Below are 22,813 nucleotides of genomic sequence, written 5' to 3'. Positions count from 1 at the left end.
TGCTGTGGTTCTTTGGTTATAATGTTCTCCTTTTTTGGTTTTTTCTTCAATATCATCGCCGGCATTTCGTATCTCACCGCCTTCAACATGCTCACTTTCTCCTCGAACACTTTTACTGTCGCCATACACTTTCCAAGGTCTGGTGCCGTAAATAGCTTCACCATTAACTTTTAACCAATTGCCCACAATATCAATACTTTGCTTTAATTCCCCTGGAATAGTGCCGTCTGGTTTTAGCTCGATATTAAGTAATAAATTTCCGTTTTTACTAACGGCTTCAATCAGCATTTCTAAAATTGTACGTCCGTTGTGCGTTAAATGTCTATCGGTTTTATAAAACCAATCTGTAAAGGTGATTTCAGATTGCCATGGCTCATCGCGAAGCGTATTACTTCCGCCAGATTCTACTTCATTAACCGTTCCAAGCTCTTTTCTTTTCAAAAGCATCACTGCTTGCACAGAACCGTTTTCGTTGTAATTATTGTTATAAAGTGTGCGAGCTACTTCTTTACCATATTCACCATAAGTAAAACTAAATCCGTCGTTATATAGTAAATCAGGTTTGTATTTAGTTACCAACTCTATATGGCGTTTTTGCCAGCTTTCCTTAATTTGTTCAATAATTTCAGGCGTACGATTTTCTGGCGCAGGACCATATAAATCTGCTGGATCTAAACCTTCCCACCATTTGCCTTTGCCATCTGCTTTGGTTAAGCGGCCATCATAAGGAACACCTTTATACGCGCCACTTTCATCGGAACCAAAAGCCGGTTGCCACCAGTTTAAAAAACGATCGTCGTGACTGGTAACACCAAATTTTAAACCTTCTTTACGCGTTGCTTTTTCAAATTCCCCGATAATATCTTTTTTCGGACCTACATTAACTGAATTCCATGGGTGGTACGAAGAATCGAATAAATCGAAATGATCGTGATGATTCGCTAAGGCTACAATGTACTTAGCACCATTTTCTTTTGAATATTTAATAAGAGCTTCTGCATCAAATTTTTCGGCTTTCCAGGAATTTATAACATCTTTAAAACCGTATTCAGAAGGATGGCCGTAAGTAAGATTATGGTATAAATAGGCCATTTTTCCGAATTTTTGTTTGCCAACATCTTGCATGTACATGTGGCGCGCGTACCAACCACCACCTTGTTCTGGTACACTTTGTGGCCCCCAATGGAACCAAATACCAAATTTAGCATCTCTGAACCATTCTGGACATTCGTATTGATTCGCTAATTCCTCCCACGAAAGTTCTTTTTCTTGGGCACTTAAAAGTGATGCACTTATAAGAAGCAAAAATGTTATTAACCCGCTTTTCGGAATACTTAAATTTTTTATTATGTTTAAAAATGGAAAACTCATTTGGAATTATTTTTTCTTAAAATTGTATGCTTCTGGGTTATCGAAAAGTCCGAATTCATTTTTAGACAAGTCTGCAGGATCTCCAGTTTCTTCAATTAATTTTTGAAGTTCTACTTTCAAATCCTCTACAACCGACTTGTAGTTTTCATCGTCGAAAAGATTTATTAATTCCCAAGGATCATTAACAACATTAAACATTTGATAGGTGTAAACATCCTTTTTAGCACTAACAATTAGTTTAAAATCACCTTTACGAACAGCTCTATGACCTCCGCCATTATTTATACTTGGCCTTGTTACTTCACCTGGCCAAGAATTATACGCGTATAACATACTGTTTCTTACCTCTTTTTCACCGCCATTTATAACTGGAGTTAAGTCCTTTGTCTGTACAGATTCAGGCACTTCTAACCCAGTTAAACCACATAAGGTTGGAAACACATCGTGTAAATAGGCCAAAGCGTCATTTTTCTGATTTTTCGGAATATTAGGTCCACAAAAAATTAAGGGGACACTTACGCTGTGTTCATAAACATTTTGTTTTCCCAACAAACCGTGTTGCCCTAATGCAAGCCCATTATCTCCAGCAAAAACGATGATGGTATTTTCTGCCTTACCAGAAGCTTTCAAAGCCTCTAAAATTCTACCTATTTGAGCATCGGTTGCAGATATCATCGCGTAGTAATCTGCGATTTCTTTTTTAACTGCAGTTTCAGTTCTTGGAAAAGGAAGTAATACTTCATCTCTAATTCTTTCGTCTGCCAACTCAAAAGGATGCTGCGGCATAAAATTTTTAGGCAATTCTATATCTTCAGTTGGATACATATCCTCAAATTCTTGAGGAGGTGTACGCGGATCGTGTGGCGCTGTAAATGCCACATACATTAAAAATGGGGTCTCTTCTTTATAATCATTTAAGAAACCAACTGCTGCATCGCCAAAAACTTCACTACTGAATTTTTCCTCGTTTTTATAAGGCTCAGACCAACCCGTTTCTGGTTCGAAATCTTTTACTTTAGTTCCGAAATGTGTTGTCATTCCTCCTAAGAACGCTGATTTTATATGACTAAAACCACGCTCTAACCAATCTTCTCCATTGTGCTGCTTTCCGGTTGCGAAAGTTGTATAACCATTCGCTTTAAAATATTCTGGAAAGGTTAATAAATCGCTTTTACCTTGATCTTCCTTAGAAAATGCAAATTGTGCATAAACGTTAGGTTCTATATTGAAATAGTGACGCCCAGTCATTAACATGGCTCTACTAGGTGAGCAAACTGCAGCTGTACAGGCTCCTAATATATAAGAATTTGTAAACGATGTTCCTTGTTGAACCAATTGGTCCATATTAGGTGTATTTACATTATACTTATCCAATGCACCAATGGTACCACCACGCTGATCATCAGTAAACAAAAAAAGAATATTTGGCTTTTTTGTTTCTATTTGAGCTTTTGTTTTACAGCCAACGCATACTACAATTGATAATAATGTGATTGCTTTAATTAGGTTATTCATTCTATTAGTTTTATATGTTTTACTATGCCTTATAAGAAATTTGTCGACTTATCTTTAATTAATACAAGTTCAGATATTAAGACCTTGATTGTAATTAAATCATTTAGCGTTTTGGAGCTTAATGATTTCCGCCTCTTGCCTTAAGAAAGTTGGCAAGGTTGGCTTCATTAAGCGCATCACTATCGCCATATTTAGTTCTCATGGCTTCTAAATGTTTATGCATATTTTCTTGCACTTCAGCAAATGATGGATCGTTATAGACGTTCTTCATTTCAGAAGGATCATTTTCTAGATCATACAATTCCCAGTGATTAATATCGTGGTAGAAATGAATTAATTTGTAGCGATCTGTTCTTACACCATAATGACGTTTCACACGATGCTCTCCTGGAAACTCATAAAACGTGTAATAAATAGCATCGCGCCATTCACTGGCTTCTCCCTTAACTAAGTTTCTTAACGATTCCCCTTGGATATCTTCTGGTATCTCTACTCCGGCATAATCCAAAAAGGTAGGAGCAAAATCTAAATTTTGAACCAATTCATCAACAACAGTACCTGGCTTAATCTCTTTTGGATATTTTACCAGAATAGGTGTTCTAAAAGATTCTTCATACATAAAACGCTTATCGAACCAACCGTGTTCCCCTAAGTAAAACCCTTGATCGGAAGTATAAACAACTATCGTATTTTCTTCTAAACCATTTTCTTTTAAATAATCTAAAACTTCACCTACACCATCATCTACGGATTGGATGGTACGTAAATAATCATGCATGTAACGGTTGTACTTCCATAAGGCCAATTCTTTGCCTTGAGGATTTTTCGCTTTAAAATCGGCTATAACTGGGTCGTAATAAGCATCCCAAGCAGCTTTTTGTTCATCCGTCATTCTATCATATTTCTTTTGAAACATGCCTCTATATTGGGTCTTAATGTCGCCTTCCTTATCTAACATCTTAAGATCGTACACCAAATCCATATCTTTAAAAATGCTCATTTCTTGAGCTGCTGCTGCAGGTCTTCCTTCATAGTCATCAAAGAAATTTGCTGGAGGATCAAACGTTTTATCGTCGTGTAAAGTCAAATACTTTTCTTCTGGCATCCAAGTTCTATGTGGCGCTTTTTGGTGATATAATAACAAAAATGGTTTGTCTTTTTCTCTTTTGTTTTCTAACCAATCTAAAGCGATATCTGTTGTTATTTTAGTTACATAACCAGGAATGGTTTTCGTTACACCATTTTCAATAAACTCTGGCGAGTAATATTGGCCCTGTCCTGGAAGTACGTTAGAATAATCGAATCCCTGCGGTAAACCATCCATATGAATTTTTCCTACCAACGCGGTTTGATATCCAGCTTTTTGAAGTGACTTAGCAAAATTATCCTGATCCCAATTAAAAGGACTCACATTGTCCACTTTACCATTTACAAAACTATGTTTTCCTGTAAGCATTACGGCTCTACTTGGTGCGCAGATGGAATTAGTAACGAAACCTTTATTAAAAATAGCACCTTCTTTTGCAATTCTATCAATATTTGGTGTATTGTTTAATCCGTACCCATAGGCACTAATAGCCTGATAAGCATGATCATCACTCATAATAAAAATGATGTTTGGCCTACTTGACTCGCTTACTTTTTCTCCGCTTTTACAACTATTGAAAAAGAAGGTAATCATTAAAAAAAACAATGAAATTAATCTATTACTAACCATAACTTTACTTATATATCGTGTTTTTATAATTCTCTTAATAAAATAACTAATTACTTAGACTTGACAAAGAAACTGTTAATTTTAAAAGCAAGTTTGTTATAAACTTATCATACTTTGTAGAGTTAATTTCACTAAAAAAGCATGCAGTTTTTGGCATCAATATGTATTTAGCCAATTTTAAAATTTAACATAAAGGGAGAAATTAATCTAAATCTCTCCCCTTAACATTATAAACTAAACCAATTCAAACTAATAATTATAAAGAAAAGAACAATATGAGACTAACTAAAATTAGTTCGACCAATAACAAATCTAAAAAGGTGTTGGTAAAAAAATAGACTTTTTAAGGCAACCAATATTGTCAAAACGTTATTAAAGTGATAAATTTCGGACTTTACAAATCCAAAGTAATGATTTCGGAATCTGGTGCATTTAAACGTAAATACGCAGAAACAGCCTAAGAATTGACTGATTGTTTTCAATATTTATAGTAGAAATTGAAGTTTTTAATATGTATTCATACCATTGAAAATGGCTTAAACATAAAACAAGTTGAGTTATTATTTATCTTGCCCACTATTGAAATCACGCTTAATTCTATTTAGAACTTGTTCTATTCTAACCAAAAGCGATAACAAAACGGAGGATCAGAATTTTATTTTAAGGTAATTTTTAAGTTAGAACCTTTTACTAAATCTGAATGGTGAATAAAATACCCTTTATGTGTTTTACCATCTAGCTGAATTTGGTTTATTATACCTTCTTCACTTCCCGTTTTTTCAATAACTAGTTCCTTACCGTTGTAATAATTAGAATCTAAAGTAATAGTCACTTTATCAAACATGGGTGAAGTAATTGTATAAATAGGTTCCCCTGGGGACACTGGGTAGATTCCCATCATACTATAAATTAACCACGCAGACATGGTGCCTGTATCATCATTCCCAGGAAGTCCTGCCGGTTTGTTTTGAAAATATTTGTTAACTAATTTATGCACCATTTTTTGAGCACGCCATTCTTCACCTTTCACATAATTGAACAAATAGGGATAAGCGATGTCTGGTTCGTTCGCCATGTCAAATTGATTTGTATCGAATACTTTTTGAAGTTGACTACTAAAAGATTTTGGTCCGCCCATTAGTTTCATCAAGCCTTTTATGTCGTGCGAAACCATAAAGGCATATTGCCAAGCATTGCCTTCAATAAAACCAATGTTTTTTGTGAAATTTGCTCCTGCTAAAGGATCGAAAGGCTCATAAAACGTACCGTCTTCATTACGAGGACGCAAGAGTTTTAAATTTTTATCGAATAAGGCACGATACGATATGGAGCGTTTTAAAAATCGTTTATAATCGTCTTTCTTATTTAATTCTTTTGCTAGTAATGCAATTGAAAAATCGGTAGCATTGTATTCTTGTGTGGTAGAAACAGGACCTTCTTGTTCGGTTGTTAGGTACCCTTTTTCAATATAGTTTTTAATTCCTGGCCGCAACGGGTTATCCTCTAAAGCATCGGCACTTTTAACCATGGCTTCGTATGCCTTTTCAATATCAAAATCTTTAATACCCTTTAAATAGGTATCGGTTAATATAATACCCGCTGGGTCGCCCACCATCGTGGTTGTTTCGGTAGCGTTTAATTCCCATTTTGGTAACCAGCCGCTTTCATCATAAATATCCAACATGCTTTTTACCATGTCCGATTGCTGCTTTGGATACACCAACGACATAAGCGCATGTAAATTTCTGTAAGTATCCCAAAAAGAGAACACTGTAAATCGTGTCCCGTCTGTTTTTAGCGTTTCGCGCGTTGCCATTTTTGGATACTCGCCATTATAATCATTAAGTATATTTGGGTGAATTAAGGTATGATATAATGCCGTATAAAAAATAGTTTTATCATCATTTGAACCACCTTCAACTTTTATTTTTGATAATTGATCGTTCCAAGAAGATGATGTTTGCTTATAAATAGTATCAAAAGATAAACTTTGAGTTTCTTTTTCTAAATTTTCTCTAGCGTTTTCTATACTTACGTACGACACACCAATTTTCACTTCTACTTGTGTTGGTTTATCAAAATTATATGTAAAGTAACTTCCAATACTATCTCCTATTACCTCTTTTTGGTAGCCTTCCATTAATCTTGGCTTACCATTGTAAGTCATCCATTCCGCTTCTACACCTTTGTAGTTTCTTGGTATTTTCCAAACACCAAAAGAATCGGCCGGTTTACTAAATTTTGCTACAAAATATACCGGATAAGCCTCTTCTGGTTTGTAATAACAAAAAGAGCCAACGCTGCGCACACCTTCAATTTCGGTTGGTGAAACAACTTTAATAGCAGCCCCTTCTTCATTGGTCAATCCTAACCCTAGATTAAGTAATATATTCGATTTCCCTTTGGGAAATGAAAACCTAGAAACCCCAGTTCTGGTTGTTGCCGTGGTTTCAACTTTAATATTGTATTTATTTAAAAAGGCACTATAATATCCGGCTTTAGCAACTTCATTGGAATAGTCACTACCATATCTTAAATGGTTAGTTTCTACATTTCCAGTAGTTGGCATTAGCAAAATAACACCTAAATCTGGACAGCCCACACCACTTAAATTAACATGGGAAAATCCTGTTAAAAATGTATTTTCATTTACATACGGATTTGATAGCCAACGACTGTCTTTTTCTAAACTATTTTGTTTTCCAGCTACGTTAAAAGGCGAAACACTAACCATGCCTCTTGGAGCAATGGCTCCTGGATTGGTAGCGCCATAATTTGAAGTTCCTATAAACGGATTTACATAATTTACAAATTCTTGCGCATTTACAGTGAATACAGGTAGTAGAACGAATACTATTAGAAACTTTTTAATCATTTACTTTTAATATTATTTTAAACACCTAAATTATTAATTAATACTTAAAAAGTTAACCTACAAGATTAAAAAACCTTGTAGGTTATAAGTGGGCTATTAATCAACTTGGGTATCATCCAAAAAACCAAATCTTTTTGGTTTTTCATTATTATTTCATACTAATACTTATTATCACTTTCAATATTATACTTTTAAATCTCTTTTTCTACTTCAAAATGATAGAAAAATCATCGACTCAAACAGTCTAAAATCTCCTAATCTTTCCAGGTCATTTTGAAATCTGGTTTTTCCATTCGGTTTCCTTTTTCAGTATCATATACTGCATAATTAAAACCTGAGCGCAAACTATATCCTCCATATTCACCTTGTTTATTTACTGCAATAAAACCAACTTGTAAATACGCCATGTCTTTATGGTTTTTATGTTTATTATAAATACGTTCTACAATTTCTTTACAGGCTTCATTAGGCGATTTTCCTTGTCGCATCAACTCTACAACCATAGCACTGCCTGCTGTTCTAATTACAGCTTCACCCAAACCTGTAGCTGCCGCGGCGCCTACTTCATTATCCAAAAATAATCCAGCACCTATTATCGGTGAATCGCCAACACGACCATGTATTTTCCAAGCAGCACCACTCGTGGTACAGCCACCAGACAAATTGCCTTCTTCATCCAAAAGCAACATACTTATGGTATCGTGATTTTCTATATTTATTACAGGTTTATATTTAGAATTTTCTAACCACTTTTCCCAAGCTAACTTCGACTTTTCGGTTAGCAAATTTTCTTCTTTAAAACCCTCTGAAAGTGCAAATTGTAAAGCACCAGTTCCAGTAAGCATGACGTGGGGTGTGTTTTCCAACACCTTTTTAGCCACTGCTATTGGATGCTTAATACCTTGTAAAAAAGAAACAGCACCACAATCGCTGTTTTTATCCATAATGCAGGCATCGAGGGTTACTTTACCTTCTCTATCTGGCAAACCGCCATAGCCTACACTTCTTACTTCTGGGTCGGCTTCTGGAATGCCTACTCCAGCAACAATGGCGTCTAATGCTGAAGATCCACTTTTTAATCTGTTCCAAGCCTCTTCATTAGCTGCTAAGCCATGATTCCAAGTAGAAATTATTAAAGGCCTTTTTTTAGGCTTTACTTCTTTAAATTCTATGCGAGTAGTTTCGGAGGCCGATAACTGACTAAAAACCGAAGCTGCACCAAGTGTTCCTAAAGCCGTATTTTTAATAAATTTCCTTCTACTTGACATTGTTAGCGCTTGATAAAATTATTTTTTAGATGCTTTTATGATTTCAAATTGCTCATCAGTCATGTGGTAATCATCGAAAAACGCTACCCCTTTAGCTCCGTTATCCTTCGCATATTGAATTGCTTCCTTCAAATCGCTAGCACTTAACTTAGGCGTGTAAAGTCCTGTATGTAATTCGGTTGGTTTACCTTCTAAATCTTCAACCCCTTGTTTTGTAGCATAGCCTATCCAATCCAATTCTTCATTATAAAAGTTTGAATAAATCATAGGTAAAACCATATCTATATTCCATTTATCCCAACGCTGACGTACCATATGGTCTGCCATTTCCGGGTAAGGGAACACAGCTGCACTTAGTTTTTTATTATGTTTATGAACAATTTCATAAGCATCATCCACCAATGATTTTATTTCATTTAAACGGAAATTTTTCCATTCAATATCGATAGCAGGATTTTCCATTTTTCTTGGGTCCTTATGATGTAATGCAATAAATTTTTCTACACTCGCATCGGAATAATCAAAATCATAATCCGCTAATTCTTCCTCTTGCTTTAAGTTATACTTAGGCAATAACCCAATAGGCAAATACACATCGGGATAGCGAATGTAATCTAAATGTACACTTGCAATACCTTCCACTTTTGCTAGTCCTTCAACTAAACTTAATATATGTTTTTTGGCATCCGGATGACTTGGAGACAACCATTGGTAGTACCCTACATAAGGTCTCTCTTCCTTAACAAAACAAGATTTACCACTGCGGCTTACCATGTACCATTCTGGATGTTGTAAAGCGATAGAATCACCCGGTCTGTTGGTAGTAAACATCCAAGCATGTACTTCTAAACCTGCTGCGTTTGCTAAAGGAGCTACACGTTTTAGAAGTTTTGGATCGGCTCCGGTATTAATTAATACGGCATCTATACCATTACTTTTAAGTTTATTAAAATGTGCTGTAAATGCTGAGTCTGTTTTTTTATTACCTACCGACATCCAATTCCAGTATTTAAATTCGCTGGTATTTTCTGTTTTAACTTGGTCGGATTTTGAATTAATACTTGTTTTATTAGCATTATTACAGGCTACGATGCTTAGAACAAGACTAAAAAGAGCTATTTTTAATTTCATTTTTATTTGTTTTATTAATGGTCATGTGCGGCGTTCAAATAATAATTCCTTTGGTTTGAAAATTATTGATTTTTATAGCCACCTATGTATTATCTAATTTGATATAAATTTCCCGTCCTCCTTTACAATTAGCAATTTATTTGAAAAGGGACTTTTAATCGACAGATTCCAACCTAAACTATGGTTTTCTAAAATTGGTTTTAGAATTTTTCCGTCCACTTTAATTTCAGTTTTAGCTAAACTATCAATGGATGTAAAATATGTTTTATGAGCCTTAAATTGAGCATTCTGAGTTCTAAACATTTTATATAATTCCCACTTAATTTTTTCATCTTGGGGAATTACAAATGCATTTGATGTTTTTGGCGATTCCGAGGAGAAAAAAACATAACCCCATTTTTCAGGTTCGTGCATATTAATAACCCCCATTGGAGACCAAACCCAATTATATTCATGAAGCAGCTTACCTTTGGCATCCCGCTTTCTTTCGTAATTACCATTAGTTAATTGAAAATCCCAGTTAACTCTAGAAAAATTGACTCTCCAAAACTTATCTACAGGCACATTTTTTTGAAAATATCCTGTTTTATATGCTGTCCAGGGTATGGCTATTTCTAAAATCCAACCTTCATCAATGTCTTCTGGGTTATTAATTGTACCATTAACTTTTACAGCCGATTTTAAACCGGTAATGTTCCAATCATTTAAAACAACATTGTTATTTCTATAAGGTTTTGAAACAAATAAATCCCAGGCTGTATTAAGCGCATTAAGTTCTAGTTCGTAATAATTATGTGTATCACCATCTGGATCTACAAAAACTTCAAAATCGTTATTATAAAAAATAATAGTATCGCGCTTAGTTAAATTCGCCCAAACATGAGGCTCTTCCATTTTTGCCAAAATATAAAAATAGTGATCATCCCACAGCATTTTAACCTGTGTTTTATATGTTGGTTGTTTTTCACCCTCAATATCTATAAAAGGTTCACTCCACGATACTTTACTCCATGATGCATCCGAATCATCACCATCTATATTAATTTCCTGAGTTGTTTTATATGCCGTATAAGTTTTAGGAACAAGGTTCATTTTAGTTTGCGCCCAGGCAAAAGAAGCTACACCTAAAACCACTAACAATATATGTTTCCTCAAAAAACTCATCTGTTATAAACTATTATTTTTTGTAAAGTTAACCACTTCACTTAGTTTTCCAAAGGCCAAAGCAACAACCGTATCGGCAGCGCCATAATACACAGCTAATTTATCTTCCTTTGTATCGTGCAAGGCAGCACATGGGAATACCACATTGCCAACATCTCCTACTTGTTCATAAATTTCAGCAGGTCCTAATAAATAAGGTTGTGTTCTGTATTTCACTTGATCAGGCTCATTTTCATCTAAAATGGCAGCACCCATGGCATATCGGAATCCATTACAAGTATTAATAACCCCGTGATATAGCATTAACCAACCTTCATCTGTAAGAATTGGAATTGGGCCAGCACCAATTTTGGTACATTGCCATGCGCTATCTTCAAAATTGGAAGCCTTCATAACACAACGGTGCTCTCCCCAATATTTCATATCGGGACTATAGCTAATGTAAATATCGCCAAAAGGTGTATGACCATTATCACTAGGTCTGCTTAACATAGCGTATTTACCATTAATCTTTTGTGGAAATAACACTCCGTTTCTGTTGAATGGAAGAAAGGCATTTTCGCACTGAAAAAACTCCTTAAAATCAAAAGTATAACCAATACCAATTGTTGGTCCGTTGTAACCATTACACCAAGTAATCCAATAGCGATCTTCAATAAAAACAACGCGAGGGTCGTATTTATAATCAGACTCTATCATTTGGGTGTTTCCGGCCTTCATAACTATAGGCTCATGCTCTATATCCCAATTGATGCCGTCTTTACTAAATCCAGCAAAGATATTCATTTGTACCGCTTTGTTATCGCATCTAAAAACGCCTGCGAAACCATCTTCAAAAGGCACAACAGCGCTATTAAAAACGCTATTGGATGATGGAATAGCATATCTACCGATAATTGGGTTTTCTGAATAACGCCACATAACATCATTACAGTTTTCTGGCTTATCTTGCCAAGGCATATTATAATTTTTCATTTTAATCTTTATTTTTTTTTACTTTATCCAACCACGTAAACTTTAAAACGATTGAAGCTACTAAAAATACGAATAAAGCTATACTTGTTTTTAAATTGTCGCCCATTAATGCATAAACGGGTAATAAAATTGCACTGGATTGCCATAAAATAAAAACCATACAATTTAATTTTTTAGATTCAATTTTCCACAAAACCTCTAGTGTATTCATAATCTAGTCCTTATATTTTTTAACCTTATCTAGCCATGTATATTTTAAAATAACAGAGGTTATTAGAAAAACAGCCAAAGCCATTAATGTTTTTGGGTAATCCCTAATTACTAAGTAAATTGGCAATAATATCATACTCGATTGCCAGATGATACCGATAGCACAGTTTAACATATCCATACCAAAATCTGTATTTTTGGTAATGGTATTATTTTCAATTTTAAGTGCTTTATAAACAGGTTTCCAAAAACCCCATGGTCGTACATTTGCATAAAACGTTTTTAATGTTTCCATATTGGTAGCAGGCGTTAAAATTGTACCTAAAAAGGAGCCCAATAACGAAACTATAAAAATAACTGGGAAGATATAAATAGCCGGTATTTGCGCTAATTCATATAAAAATGAACCAACTTCAAAATGCGCTTTATTGATGTCCAACAAATATTGCAAAGTCGCAATAATTAAGCCAGAAGTCATTCCCCAGAAATAGCCCCATCCATTAAAACGCCACCAAATCCATTTTAAGAAGTTCGCTGCCACGTAACCACCGTAAAGTGCGCTTGTAATCCACAGCGTTATAGAGTTAATTGAATCGGCAAAAAAGCCCATAATTACCCCTAAGATAACTACAATAAAAGACGCTATATGACTAGCACGAATATAATGTTCACTTTTAGCTGAGGGTTTAAAATACTTTTTATAAATATCGTTTACTATATATGCCGGACTTGAATTTACAAATGCGGAAAACGTAGACATGAATGCTGCCAAGAGTCCCGCTAATAACAATCCTTTTATTCCCACCGGAATATGATTATTAATAACTTTAGGCAGAATAAGTTCTAACTCATTCAAATTAACACCGCCAGGCACTAACATTGTTGGAGCTAAATATACTAATGCTAAAACCACAACACCACCAATTAACAAATATCTTGGAATGAATAAAATTAAATTTGTAAACCCACTCATATACGCCGCTTCTTTTACAGATCGGGTAGATAAAATGCGCTGCATATCATAACTCGGTGTTGGACCTGCGATACTTGCAAAAAAGCCTTTGAATAATGACATCCCGATGAAAGCCCCAAACATTTTATACCCTTGTGTATCAATTAAGGCATTAAAAGCTTCATACTTACCTGTCCAAGACCCTTCCAAATCCATAGTAAAAAATATACTACTCCATTCAGCAGAAATAACATTGGTTATCTCTACATCCGAAACGGTAATAAACGTATATACAGCAATTAAAACACCAGCAATAACCATGATACCATATTGTAACACTTCTGTAGCTACTACAGAAAACATTCCTCCCTTAATGGTATAAATGGTGGTTAAAAGAATAATTATAAGTGCGTAAGTTTGATCGGAAGTCAACCAAACACTATTATTAAATGCCAATGTTAAATCCCACGGCAAAATGATAGTCATAAATTTACCTACGCCTTCAAAGAAATAAGCTATGAATCCAATGGAAGCAACTACGGCAAAAACAGCAACAATTAAATGCGATGCTCTACCTGCTTTATCATCTCCAAAACGTGTTAATATCCATTCAGAACCCGTCATGATATTGGAACGACGAATCCATGCTGCTAAAAAAACCATGATGAATATTTGATTCCAAATTGGCCACATCCACATGAACATAAAGCTTTTCGCTCCGTATAAAAACAAGATCCCTACCATCCATGCGGTTCCTGAAACATCAAACATACCAGAACCATTACTTAACCCTAAGTAATACCACTTAATACTTTTCCCTCCAAGGAAATAATAATCTAGCCCTTTAGATGCTTTTTTTGAAACCCAAATACCGACACCAAGAGTTAAAAAGATGTATAATGCTATTATTAATACGTCTATAAAATCCATTATTTCTGAATAGTTTGAACAACTCCCCAATTTTTATTAGGTGTTTTTCCCATTATAAAATGAAGCGTACCTCCATTTAGAAGTGTCTTATGAGAAATGGTTGTTTGATTGAACAAAAGGCCATTTAGTGTTGCCGATTGTATATAAATATTTTCCGCTGAAACGTTTTCAGCTTTTATAGTAAACGCCTTGCCGTTAGGTAATGCGATGGTGGCCTTTTCGAAAATCGGACTTCCTATTTCGTATTCTGTTGCTGCAGGATTCATGGAATACAGCCCTATAGAACTTAACACATACCAGGCACTCATTTGTCCACAATCCTCATTTCCACTTAAACCATTAGGCGTTGTATTGTATTGGGTATCTAAAATTTTTCGAGCCCAATATTGTGTACGCCATGGCTTGCCAGCACGATTAAACATATATGCGATATGATGACTTGGTTCATTACCATGTGCATATTGCCCAATTAATCCCGAAATATCTGCCGACACATTACTTCCTGTAATCTCTGAACTTTCGGTAAAAAGCTGCTCCAGCCTATCGGTAAAAACATCGTTACTGCCATGTAATTTTATAAAATCTTCCACGGCATGTGGTACAAACCAACTATGTTGCCATGCGTTACCTTCGGTATAATCTGTATGTTCTCTATGGTTGGAATATTTCGGATCAAAAGGTTCGTGCCATGACTTACCATCAGAAGATTTCCCGCGCATGAATCCTGATTTGGCGTCAAATAAATGCTGATATGCTTTGGATCGATTTAAAAACAATTCATAATCCGCTTCTTTACCTAAAGCTTTTGCCATTTGTGCCACACACCAATCATTATAGGCATATTCTAGTGTTATGGTAACCGATTCGTCCAACAGATTATAAGGAATATATCCGTATTTTTTATAATGAACTAAACCGCGTTCATCTTGCATCATGGTGGTTTTCATGGCTTCATAAACCACTTCAGCATCAAAACCTTTTATTCCTTTTAAATAAGCTTCAACAATAACCGGAATGGAGTGATACCCCGTCATGGTGTTTGTTTCATTGCCATAAAGTGTCCAAACAGGTAAAATACGTTTTGTATTATAATACTCAATCATGGAGTTTACCATATCGGACACCTTATCAGCTGCTATTAATGTAAGTAAAGGGTGTTCTGCTCTAAATGTATCCCAAAGGGATAGTGTGGAATAAGCGGTATAATTATTTGTTGTTACGATACTATCATTTTCTTTTCTGAACTGGCCATTCTTATCACTAAATGTAACAGGAGCCAATTGTGCATGATACATGGCTGTATAAAAGATAGTTTTTAAAGAATCTATAGGTGTTTCCACCTGTATTTTAGACAATGCCTGATTCCATTTGTTTTCAGATTCAGTCTTTACAGCTTCAAAATCAAAATCTCCTGCATCTAAATTCTCTTTTGCATTGGCTATGCTTACTGAAGACAAGGCTACTTTTACTAAAACTTCTTCACCTTCTTTTTGGTTAAAAAAGAATTGTGCCACAGATTTCACGGCGTCCTTACTAATTTCATCTACTTCAATGCCATCTGAAACTAAGCGATGTTCAACTATAGGTTTTGAAAATTTTGCAACAAAAAACACTTTTTGATTTTTTGCCCAACCTGTGCTATAACGGTAACCAGATATGGTTTGATTATCTTCAACTTGAATAAAGGTATTCGTTGCTTTATCCCAATTAATACCAAAACCAAGATTAACAATAACAGATTGCTTATCGCCTTGCGCATAAGTATATTTATGCAACGCCGTACGTAAGGATGTTGTTAACTCTACATTTATATTTGGATCTTTAAGAAGTACTTGGTAGTAACCTGGGGTTGCCGTTTCGTTTGAATGACTATATTTTGATTTATATGGAATAGAATCGCGAGATGATGTTTTAAATGTTAAATCTATCTTTTTATTTGAAGGCATAAATAATACATCGGCTAAATCACCAATTCCGGTTCCACTTAAACTTAAATGACTAAATCCAATGGCAATAGAATCTGAGTAATGGTATCCAGAACACCAATCCCAATTACTAACCCCATTTACAGGGCTTACTTGTAGCATACCAAAAGGGACGGTTGCACCCGGATAGGTGTGCCCATGACCACCTGTTCCAATAAATGGATTTACATAATTTTTAAAAAAACCTTCTTTTGTGTCTATTTTACTGATATTTTTGCTGCAACTCGCTGCAAAAATTACAATTAAAAGTACTACTGCTATATTTTTCATAGATCGATTTAGCATTTTGATTTTATAAAATTTCATAAAATTTGTTACAACCAAAAGTAATTTAGACGGATAACACGTTAACTCAGCTAAACACCAAAAAAAATGAAACATTCTATTTTGAACTTGAAATTCGACGCCAACTCACCTTATAAAATATCCACGAGGCATCATATCATTTTTTGGCTTGTGTATTTTGCGGTCACAGTTATTAGATGGGGAGGCATTCATAACGACTACCTATACTCCTTAAAAACAACACTTATCGGGTTCCCCATTGAAATGATTTTGGCATACCTAAATATTTATGTTTTAATGCCCGCATTTGCATTTAAAAAAAAATACGTTCGGTATATTACACTTATTTTATCAGCCATATTTATAATGGTGATTGTAAAATTTTATCTCACCTATTACCTTATTAATAATAATGTATGGCCAGAAGGACCGATGCCAACAAATAAGTTAACCTTCACCTATGTTATAGATATGATGATAGGTGAACTCTACATGATTACCTTCGTAACAGCCATTAAAATAACCTTAGATTTTTTAAAGGAACACAAAAGAGTAGCCGATTTGGAAAAAGCACAATTAGAAACAGAATTGTTATTTTTAAAAACTCAAATATCGCCACACTTCTTTTTTAATACCCTTAATAACATTTATTCATTGGCGGTTGAAAATTCAAAAAAAACCCCAAAAATCATTCTAAAATTATCCGAATTAATGCGTTATCTCTTATACGATACAGCAAATAAAAGACAATCTTTAGAAAATGAAATTCTTTGTATACAAAACTATATAGATCTAGAACGCATACGCCACAACGATGAACTAGAAATAAATATGTATATTTCAGGAGATATCCAAGATAAAGAAATTGCTCCTATATTATTACTTACCTTTATAGAAAATGCATTTAAGCATGGTGCTCATAAAAACATTGGCGAAGTAAAAATTGATATTAATTTAGCAATTAAAAAAGATTTTCTTTACTTTACAATTTCCAACCCCATGCCATTAAAAACAGAACGTGATGAACGTTTTGACCGTTCTAGTGGTATCGGTTTAGAAAATGTAAAAAAGAGACTTGCGTTAGGATATAATAAAAATGATTATAAACTTACCATTAAAAATAATAAGAATAAGTTTGTTGTTAAACTTAAAATAAAAGTTACTTAAACACAACAATTACTTGAAAATTACGTACTGTCAATAAGTAAAAGTAAAAATGATGAAAATAAAATGTTTGATTGTAGATGATGAGCCTTTAGCTATTAATGTAATTAAAAATTACTTAGAGCAGATTGAGGATTTTGAAGTAATTAGCACCTTTACTAATGCCATTGACAGTTTAAATTTTTTAAAAACCAATTCGGTTGATGTTATTTTTCTAGACATTAACATGCCCGTTCTAGATGGTATTAACTTTATAAAAAGTTTAGAAAACCCACCTCTAGTAATCATTACTACAGCTTACGAAGAATTTGCTGCAGAAACTTACGAACTAGATGTTCTTGATTATTTAGTTAAGCCCATTGAGTTTCCAAGATTCATGAAAGCTCTAAACAAAATTAACCGCAGACTTGAAAACAACAAACAGCCATACGAAGCCACTAAAGAACGCCCCTATCTTTTTGTCAAAATTGACAAGAAGAAGATGAAAAAGATTTTTTTAGATGAGATATTAATTGTTGAATCTCTTAAAGATTATCTAAAAATAAATACCACCACTGGCAAATACATTATACACAGTACCCTTTCTGATTTTACCGACCTGTTGCCTTCCCGCGATTTTATTAGAATACACCGCTCTTACACTGTTGCAATAGATAAAATAGATGCCGTTGAAGGAAACAGCATCGAAATTGAAGGCCTTAGATATGTAATAGGCAGATCTTACATTGACGAAGTAAAACAAAAAATATTGAATTCTTCCATATAGATAACTTAACCAATAGTTATAATTAAAATTTAAGGTAAAAGTATAAAGGTTTTTTCTTAAAAAAATCGTATCTTAAGAGCATCAGTTGCTGTACATTTAATCTTCAACTCAAGTTAATTCAAGTTAATAAGGGAAATTCTTTTTTTATAAACATAACAGACAAGCCCTTTATTTAAACTAAAATGAAGAGCTCCTTTGGCAGTACATTTAATGAAATTTTAATATCAGATATTACACTGCAACATTGGTAAGTTAAAAAAAACAGAATTAAAAATGAATTTCAGGAAAGAGGTTTCATAAACTAATTAATCAATCCTTTTTATCGAAGAGCAGTCGTTGTTCGTCGAAAACTTTAATCTTTTTTTAACATAAATATCTAATTTTAAGTAATTCTTTTAAAACTGTTATTAAAAGGCAGATACTAAGTAAGGTTTTTCAAATCAATTAATTAAACCGCTATTTACTTATTTTAATGTATCACATTTAAATTCCTTAAATGGTTCCTTTTAACTTTTTTTTAATATTTAAAAAAAACAACATTCCATACAGTTTTAAGAATTTAGAAGATTATCCTTTGCGATAAAAACTATAACCACTTTAGATTTTTTTATCTATTGGAAAAACAGAAAGCATGAAATCTTTACTCAACATTACACTAAAATATAGTTCCCTTTTTTTAAATTGGGTATATAATGGTGCTGTTCAGAATAGTTCTCAATTCCACTTTCAGGATTCAACCTTACACGCCCTTTACTTAAACAGACAATTTATAGTTAATGAATCTAGAATTCATTCAAGAAACCAAAAATTAGCTAAGACGAAAGTCGTTTCTAATTATTTGCAAAAACACTTAAGCCCTATGAGTGATGATGTGCTTAGCACATACGATTTATGTTCACCACTTCTTTTGAAGTTTGAACATGCTTAGTCTTAAAATTAAAACTGACAGATTTTATTAGCAAGTCTGAAATCACTTTTTAAACCGTGATTTAGATCATTTTTATCAGGAAGTTGAAAAACTCAATTAGCCTCTTTTGAATAAAATTCATTAGACTGTCTATTTCATTCAAAAAACTAAAAATATTCAGCCACTTAAGCAACTGTAGTTCAACTACAAAGATTTCACTTTTAACTAATAACTAATTAATATTTACCCTATGAAAATTAAATTACAAAGTCCCCTTTTTCGCTTTAGAAAAAGGCTACTTATTCTCTTCATGAGAAGCTTTATTTTTTTGAGTGCCGCAACCATGCTTGGACTCCCATCCAGCACGGATAATATTTATAAAGACGATGGCTTTATTCAGAAAAAAGATATTACCGGTACCGTTAAAGATGTAAACGGTTACCCAATACCTGGAGCAAACGTTCTTGTAAAAGGAACTACCAACGGTGTACAAACTGATTTTGATGGTCGTTTCAATATTTCCACATCAAATGCTAATGCCGTATTAGTAATTTCTTACGTAGGTTTTAAAACTAAAGAAATTGTTGTTGGAACTAAAACAACCATTAATGTTACCTTATTAGAAGACATCGCTGCTCTTGATGAAGTGGTTGTTGTTGGTTATGGTGTGCAGAAAAAAGTAAACTTAACTGCTTCTGTATCGCAAATTGGTACTGAAACTTTTGAAAACAGACCTGTTGCTAATACCGCAAGATCTTTACAAGGAGCCGTTTCAAACTTACAAATAACCACTAATAGTGAAGGAGGTAGACCTGGTTCAACTCCCGATATTAACATTCGTGGTTTTATAACAAGTGCAGGTACAGGAAGCATTGGAGATGCAGGCCCTTTAGTACTTGTGGATGGTATTGAAATGTCTTTGGACCAAATCAATCCGGATGATATCGAAAGCGTATCCGTTCTTAAAGATGCTGCAGCCGCATCCATTTATGGATCTCGTGCAGCAGCCGGTGCAGTTATTGTAATTACTAAAAGTGGTAAAGACTCAAACGGAAAAATGAGAGTTAATTATTCCAACGCTTTTGCCTTTTCACGACCTACCATCTGGCCAGAATCTGTAGATGCTTTAACTTTCGCTTATGTAATGAACGATGCTAGAGCCAATATAAACTCTGGTGCTTATTGGGATGATGCTGCATTAGAGCGTATTAGACAAAATATGGCAAACCCAGGAAGTGCTCCTACAATGTTTGATGCCAATAACGATGGTAATTATGAAGTATCATCTCTTGGTCTTGGTACAACAGGCTCTACAAATTGGAAAGATTTTCTTTTTAAAGATTTTGCAGAAAGCCAAAAACACAATTTAAGTTTCACTGGAGGCGATCAAAAACTAAACTACTATATTTCAACAGGTATTTATAATGAAGGTGGTTTATTAAATTATGCTGACGAAGATTACAAAAGATTAACTGTTGATGCCAAAATTGGTGGAAAAGCCAATGATTGGTTAAGCTTTGAGCTTTTAACAAAATTCTTAAAAAGTGAAGATGATTATCCTTGGGACGCTAGAACTTCTGGAACCAGAGGTACATATCGTTTCCTTGATTTAGTTTCCAAAATTAAGCCTACGCTACCTACTGTAGATCCTAATGGTAACCCACTTATACAAGCACAATACCCTATCTGGGGAAATGAGCGTGAAGAGAACGAATACAATCAAATTGCATTACTTCCTCGTGTTATCATTGAACCTGTTAAAGACTGGTTAATTAACCTACAGTATAACTACAGAAGAAACAACAACAAACAAGTATACAGAGCTGCCACAACCTCTTACATAAATGCATTTGGAGAAACGGCTTATTACAGGTCGCAAGAACAAACAACGTATAGACCACAATTAATTACCAACGAATATTTTTCTCCTAATTTATTTACAACCTATACAAAATCGTTAGGCGATCATAATTTTAAAGTACTTGCTGGTTATCAAAATGAAACCTATGAGTATTACGCTCTAAATGGTAATGTTAGTTATTTAATTACAGATAATGTTACATCTATAAACGCATCATTGGATGATACGCCAACGGTTGGAGAAAACATTTCTCACTGGAGTACAGAAAGTGTTTTCAGTAGATTTAATTATAATTTCAAGGAAAAATACCTTTTCGAATTTAGTTACCGTAGAGATGGATCTTCTAGATTTGCACCAGGAAGTCAATGGGCTGGATTCCCATCGTATTCACTTGGTTACAACGTTGCTAAAGAAAATTTCTGGCCTATTAAGGACATCAACACCTTTAAACTTCGTGGATCCTATGGTACACTAGGTAACCAAAATGTTAGTAATTACCTATACATTTCAACGGTTGCAATTAATTCGCCTGGAACACAATATTTGTTCAATGGCAATAGAGCACTTTTTTCTTCTACCCCTGCCTTATCAAGTGAAAACTTGACTTGGGAAACTGTTAAAACAACCGATTTCGGAGTTGACATTAATGCTTTCAACAATAAATTAACAATGGCATTTGATTGGTATAGAACCGATATAGAAGGTATGGCTGGTCAAGGACAAGATTTACCTGAGGTATTAGGTGCAAACGCACCTTTAACAAATGTTGGTACTTCTAGAGTTCAAGGTTGGGAATTTGAAGGGACTTGGAGACAAAAATTAAGTGATGATTTTAGCTATAACATTCGAGCTGTATTATCAGATTACAAAAGAACCATTGTTTCTTACCCGAACGACGCTAATTTATTATCCAATTATTATGCTGGAAGAGATTTAGGAGAGATATGGGGACTACAATGGGAAGGTTGGTTCCAGAGTGATGATGAAGTAGCTAACTATGACATAGACCAATCATTTGTACGTGGTGGCACTTGGACTCCTGGTGACACAAAATATAAGGATATTAATGGCGATAAAGTAATTGATCGTGGTACAAACACCTTAGGAGACTCAGGAGATTTTACAGTAATAGGAAATACAACGCCTAGATACCAATATTCTGCAACCATTGGTTTAAACTATAAAAATTTAGACTTTAATATGTTTATACAAGGGGTTGGTAAAAAAGATGCCTATGTACAAAATCAAGGTGTTTTTAAAGGACCTGCACAAGGGCCGCTTCATGCCATGGTTTTCGAAGAGCATTTAGATTATTACAGAGCAGAAGACACTACAAGTCCGCTTGGACCTAATACGGATTCTTATTATGCTAAACCATATTCTGCTAACCCAGGAAACAATAATAGAAACTACCGCTTTGCAGTGGATCGTTATTTACAAAATGGAGCTTACACCAGATTAAAAAGTGTACAAGTTGGCTATACCATTCCAAAATACGTTACTGACAAATACAAAATTGATAAAATAAGACTATTTGTTACAGGTGAAAATCTTTTTACTATAACCGATATGAAGTCCATCGATCCAGAGGCATTCCAATCTGGTTTTGGTAACGCACAAACTTATCCGTTGTCTAGAGTGTTTTCAACTGGTGTAAATATTTCTTTCTAAAAATAAAAAAACTGAATTATGAAAAATATAATAAAAATAATATTCCTTGGCATTACAGTTTTGCTG

15 protein-coding genes are annotated in these 22,813 nt (G+C 34.3%); 4 read left to right on the top strand and 11 right to left on the bottom strand.

The window, feature by feature from the left end; translation table 11 throughout:
* The 11 genes from ABYI63_RS15235 to ABYI63_RS15185 all read right to left on the bottom strand — a co-directional run.
* Positions 1–1,371 (bottom strand): alpha-L-fucosidase (locus tag ABYI63_RS15235; protein WP_372757532.1); only part of this gene is annotated, 1,371 nt, incomplete at its 3' end.
* A 6-nt stretch (positions 1,372–1,377) separates the two neighbouring features.
* Positions 1,378–2,886 (bottom strand): sulfatase-like hydrolase/transferase, encoded by a 1,509-nt coding sequence (locus ABYI63_RS15230; protein WP_372757530.1) that lies wholly within the window; start codon positions 2,884–2,886, stop codon positions 1,378–1,380.
* 118 nt (positions 2,887–3,004) lie between these two features.
* Positions 3,005–4,567 (bottom strand): sulfatase, encoded by a 1,563-nt coding sequence (locus tag ABYI63_RS15225; RefSeq protein WP_372757528.1) that lies wholly within the window; start codon positions 4,565–4,567, stop codon positions 3,005–3,007.
* A gap of 691 nt (positions 4,568–5,258) precedes the next feature.
* Positions 5,259–7,478 (bottom strand): GH92 family glycosyl hydrolase, encoded by a 2,220-nt coding sequence (locus ABYI63_RS15220; protein ID WP_372757525.1) that lies wholly within the window; start codon positions 7,476–7,478, stop codon positions 5,259–5,261.
* Between the two features lie 254 nt (positions 7,479–7,732).
* Complete coding sequence (locus tag ABYI63_RS15215) at positions 7,733–8,746, bottom strand: N(4)-(beta-N-acetylglucosaminyl)-L-asparaginase (protein WP_372757523.1); 1,014 nt, start codon at positions 8,744–8,746, stop codon at positions 7,733–7,735.
* An 18-nt stretch (positions 8,747–8,764) separates the two neighbouring features.
* Complete coding sequence (locus ABYI63_RS15210; RefSeq protein WP_372757521.1) at positions 8,765–9,877, bottom strand: family 10 glycosylhydrolase; 1,113 nt, start codon at positions 9,875–9,877, stop codon at positions 8,765–8,767.
* Between the two features lie 93 nt (positions 9,878–9,970).
* On the bottom strand, positions 9,971–11,041 hold the full coding sequence (locus ABYI63_RS15205; protein ID WP_372757519.1) for a carbohydrate-binding family 9-like protein: 1,071 nt from the start codon (positions 11,039–11,041) through the stop codon (positions 9,971–9,973).
* A 3-nt stretch (positions 11,042–11,044) separates the two neighbouring features.
* Positions 11,045–12,016 carry a glycosidase gene (locus ABYI63_RS15200; RefSeq protein WP_372757517.1) on the bottom strand — a complete coding sequence of 324 codons (972 nt, stop codon included), beginning with the start codon at positions 12,014–12,016 and terminating at the stop codon, positions 11,045–11,047.
* A gap of 1 nt (position 12,017) precedes the next feature.
* Positions 12,018–12,227: a hypothetical protein gene (locus ABYI63_RS15195; RefSeq protein ID WP_372757515.1), complete on the bottom strand. Its 210-nt coding sequence runs from the start codon at positions 12,225–12,227 to the stop codon at positions 12,018–12,020.
* A gap of 3 nt (positions 12,228–12,230) precedes the next feature.
* Positions 12,231–14,108, bottom strand: a complete 1,878-nt coding sequence (locus tag ABYI63_RS15190; protein ID WP_372757514.1) for a sodium:solute symporter family protein — start codon at positions 14,106–14,108, stop codon at positions 12,231–12,233.
* Positions 14,108–16,363, bottom strand: a complete 2,256-nt coding sequence (locus tag ABYI63_RS15185) for a GH92 family glycosyl hydrolase (protein ID WP_372757512.1) — start codon at positions 16,361–16,363, stop codon at positions 14,108–14,110. The genes ABYI63_RS15190 and ABYI63_RS15185 overlap by 1 nt, the downstream gene beginning before the upstream one ends.
* Positions 16,364–16,465: 102 nt before the next feature.
* Here ABYI63_RS15185 and ABYI63_RS15180 point away from each other — a divergent pair, with 102 nt between their 5' ends.
* The 4 genes from ABYI63_RS15180 to ABYI63_RS15165 all read left to right on the top strand — a co-directional run bounded on the left by ABYI63_RS15180 (position 16,466) and on the right by ABYI63_RS15165 (position 22,747).
* Positions 16,466–17,545 (top strand): sensor histidine kinase, encoded by a 1,080-nt coding sequence (locus ABYI63_RS15180; protein WP_372757510.1) that lies wholly within the window; start codon positions 16,466–16,468, stop codon positions 17,543–17,545.
* 52 nt (positions 17,546–17,597) lie between these two features.
* Entirely contained in the window at positions 17,598–18,308 is a 711-nt protein-coding gene (locus ABYI63_RS15175) for a LytR/AlgR family response regulator transcription factor (RefSeq protein WP_372757534.1), read from the top strand.
* Positions 18,309–18,939: 631 nt separating this feature from the next.
* Positions 18,940–19,236, top strand: a complete 297-nt coding sequence (locus ABYI63_RS15170) for a hypothetical protein (protein ID WP_372757509.1) — start codon at positions 18,940–18,942, stop codon at positions 19,234–19,236.
* Positions 19,237–19,525: 289 nt separating this feature from the next.
* Entirely contained in the window at positions 19,526–22,747 is a 3,222-nt protein-coding gene (locus tag ABYI63_RS15165; protein ID WP_372757507.1) for a SusC/RagA family TonB-linked outer membrane protein, read from the top strand.
* The last annotated feature ends 66 nt before the right edge of the window (positions 22,748–22,813 follow it).

The organism is Mariniflexile sp. (assembly GCF_041583155.1).
GTDB lineage: Bacteria > Bacteroidota > Bacteroidia > Flavobacteriales > Flavobacteriaceae > Mariniflexile.
The sequence above is the reverse complement of the archived record's forward strand: the minus strand, read 5'-3'. Positions and strand labels throughout refer to the sequence as shown.

What these genes read in the sequence shown, in the direction of transcription:
- ABYI63_RS15200 (WP_372757517.1), bottom strand. Translation starts at nt 12,016, where the DNA reads ATGAAAAATTATAATATGCCTTGGCAAGATAAGCCAGAAAACTGTAAT.
- ABYI63_RS15205 (WP_372757519.1), bottom strand. Translation starts at nt 11,041, where the DNA reads ATGAGTTTTTTGAGGAAACATATATTGTTAGTGGTTTTAGGTGTAGCT.
- ABYI63_RS15210 (WP_372757521.1), bottom strand. Translation starts at nt 9,877, where the DNA reads ATGAAATTAAAAATAGCTCTTTTTAGTCTTGTTCTAAGCATCGTAGCC.
- ABYI63_RS15215 (WP_372757523.1), bottom strand. Translation starts at nt 8,746, where the DNA reads ATGTCAAGTAGAAGGAAATTTATTAAAAATACGGCTTTAGGAACACTT.
- ABYI63_RS15165 (WP_372757507.1), top strand. Translation starts at nt 19,526, where the DNA reads ATGAGAAGCTTTATTTTTTTGAGTGCCGCAACCATGCTTGGACTCCCA.
- ABYI63_RS15225 (WP_372757528.1), bottom strand. Translation starts at nt 4,567, where the DNA reads ATGATTACCTTCTTTTTCAATAGTTGTAAAAGCGGAGAAAAAGTAAGC.
- ABYI63_RS15195 (WP_372757515.1), bottom strand. Translation starts at nt 12,227, where the DNA reads ATGAATACACTAGAGGTTTTGTGGAAAATTGAATCTAAAAAATTAAAT.
- ABYI63_RS15230 (WP_372757530.1), bottom strand. Translation starts at nt 2,886, where the DNA reads ATGAATAACCTAATTAAAGCAATCACATTATTATCAATTGTAGTATGC.
- ABYI63_RS15180 (WP_372757510.1), top strand. Translation starts at nt 16,466, where the DNA reads ATGAAACATTCTATTTTGAACTTGAAATTCGACGCCAACTCACCTTAT.
- ABYI63_RS15185 (WP_372757512.1), bottom strand. Translation starts at nt 16,363, where the DNA reads ATGAAAAATATAGCAGTAGTACTTTTAATTGTAATTTTTGCAGCGAGT.
- ABYI63_RS15175 (WP_372757534.1), top strand. Translation starts at nt 17,598, where the DNA reads ATGAAAATAAAATGTTTGATTGTAGATGATGAGCCTTTAGCTATTAAT.
- ABYI63_RS15220 (WP_372757525.1), bottom strand. Translation starts at nt 7,478, where the DNA reads ATGATTAAAAAGTTTCTAATAGTATTCGTTCTACTACCTGTATTCACT.
- ABYI63_RS15170 (WP_372757509.1), top strand. Translation starts at nt 18,940, where the DNA reads ATGAAATCTTTACTCAACATTACACTAAAATATAGTTCCCTTTTTTTA.
- ABYI63_RS15190 (WP_372757514.1), bottom strand. Translation starts at nt 14,108, where the DNA reads ATGGATTTTATAGACGTATTAATAATAGCATTATACATCTTTTTAACT.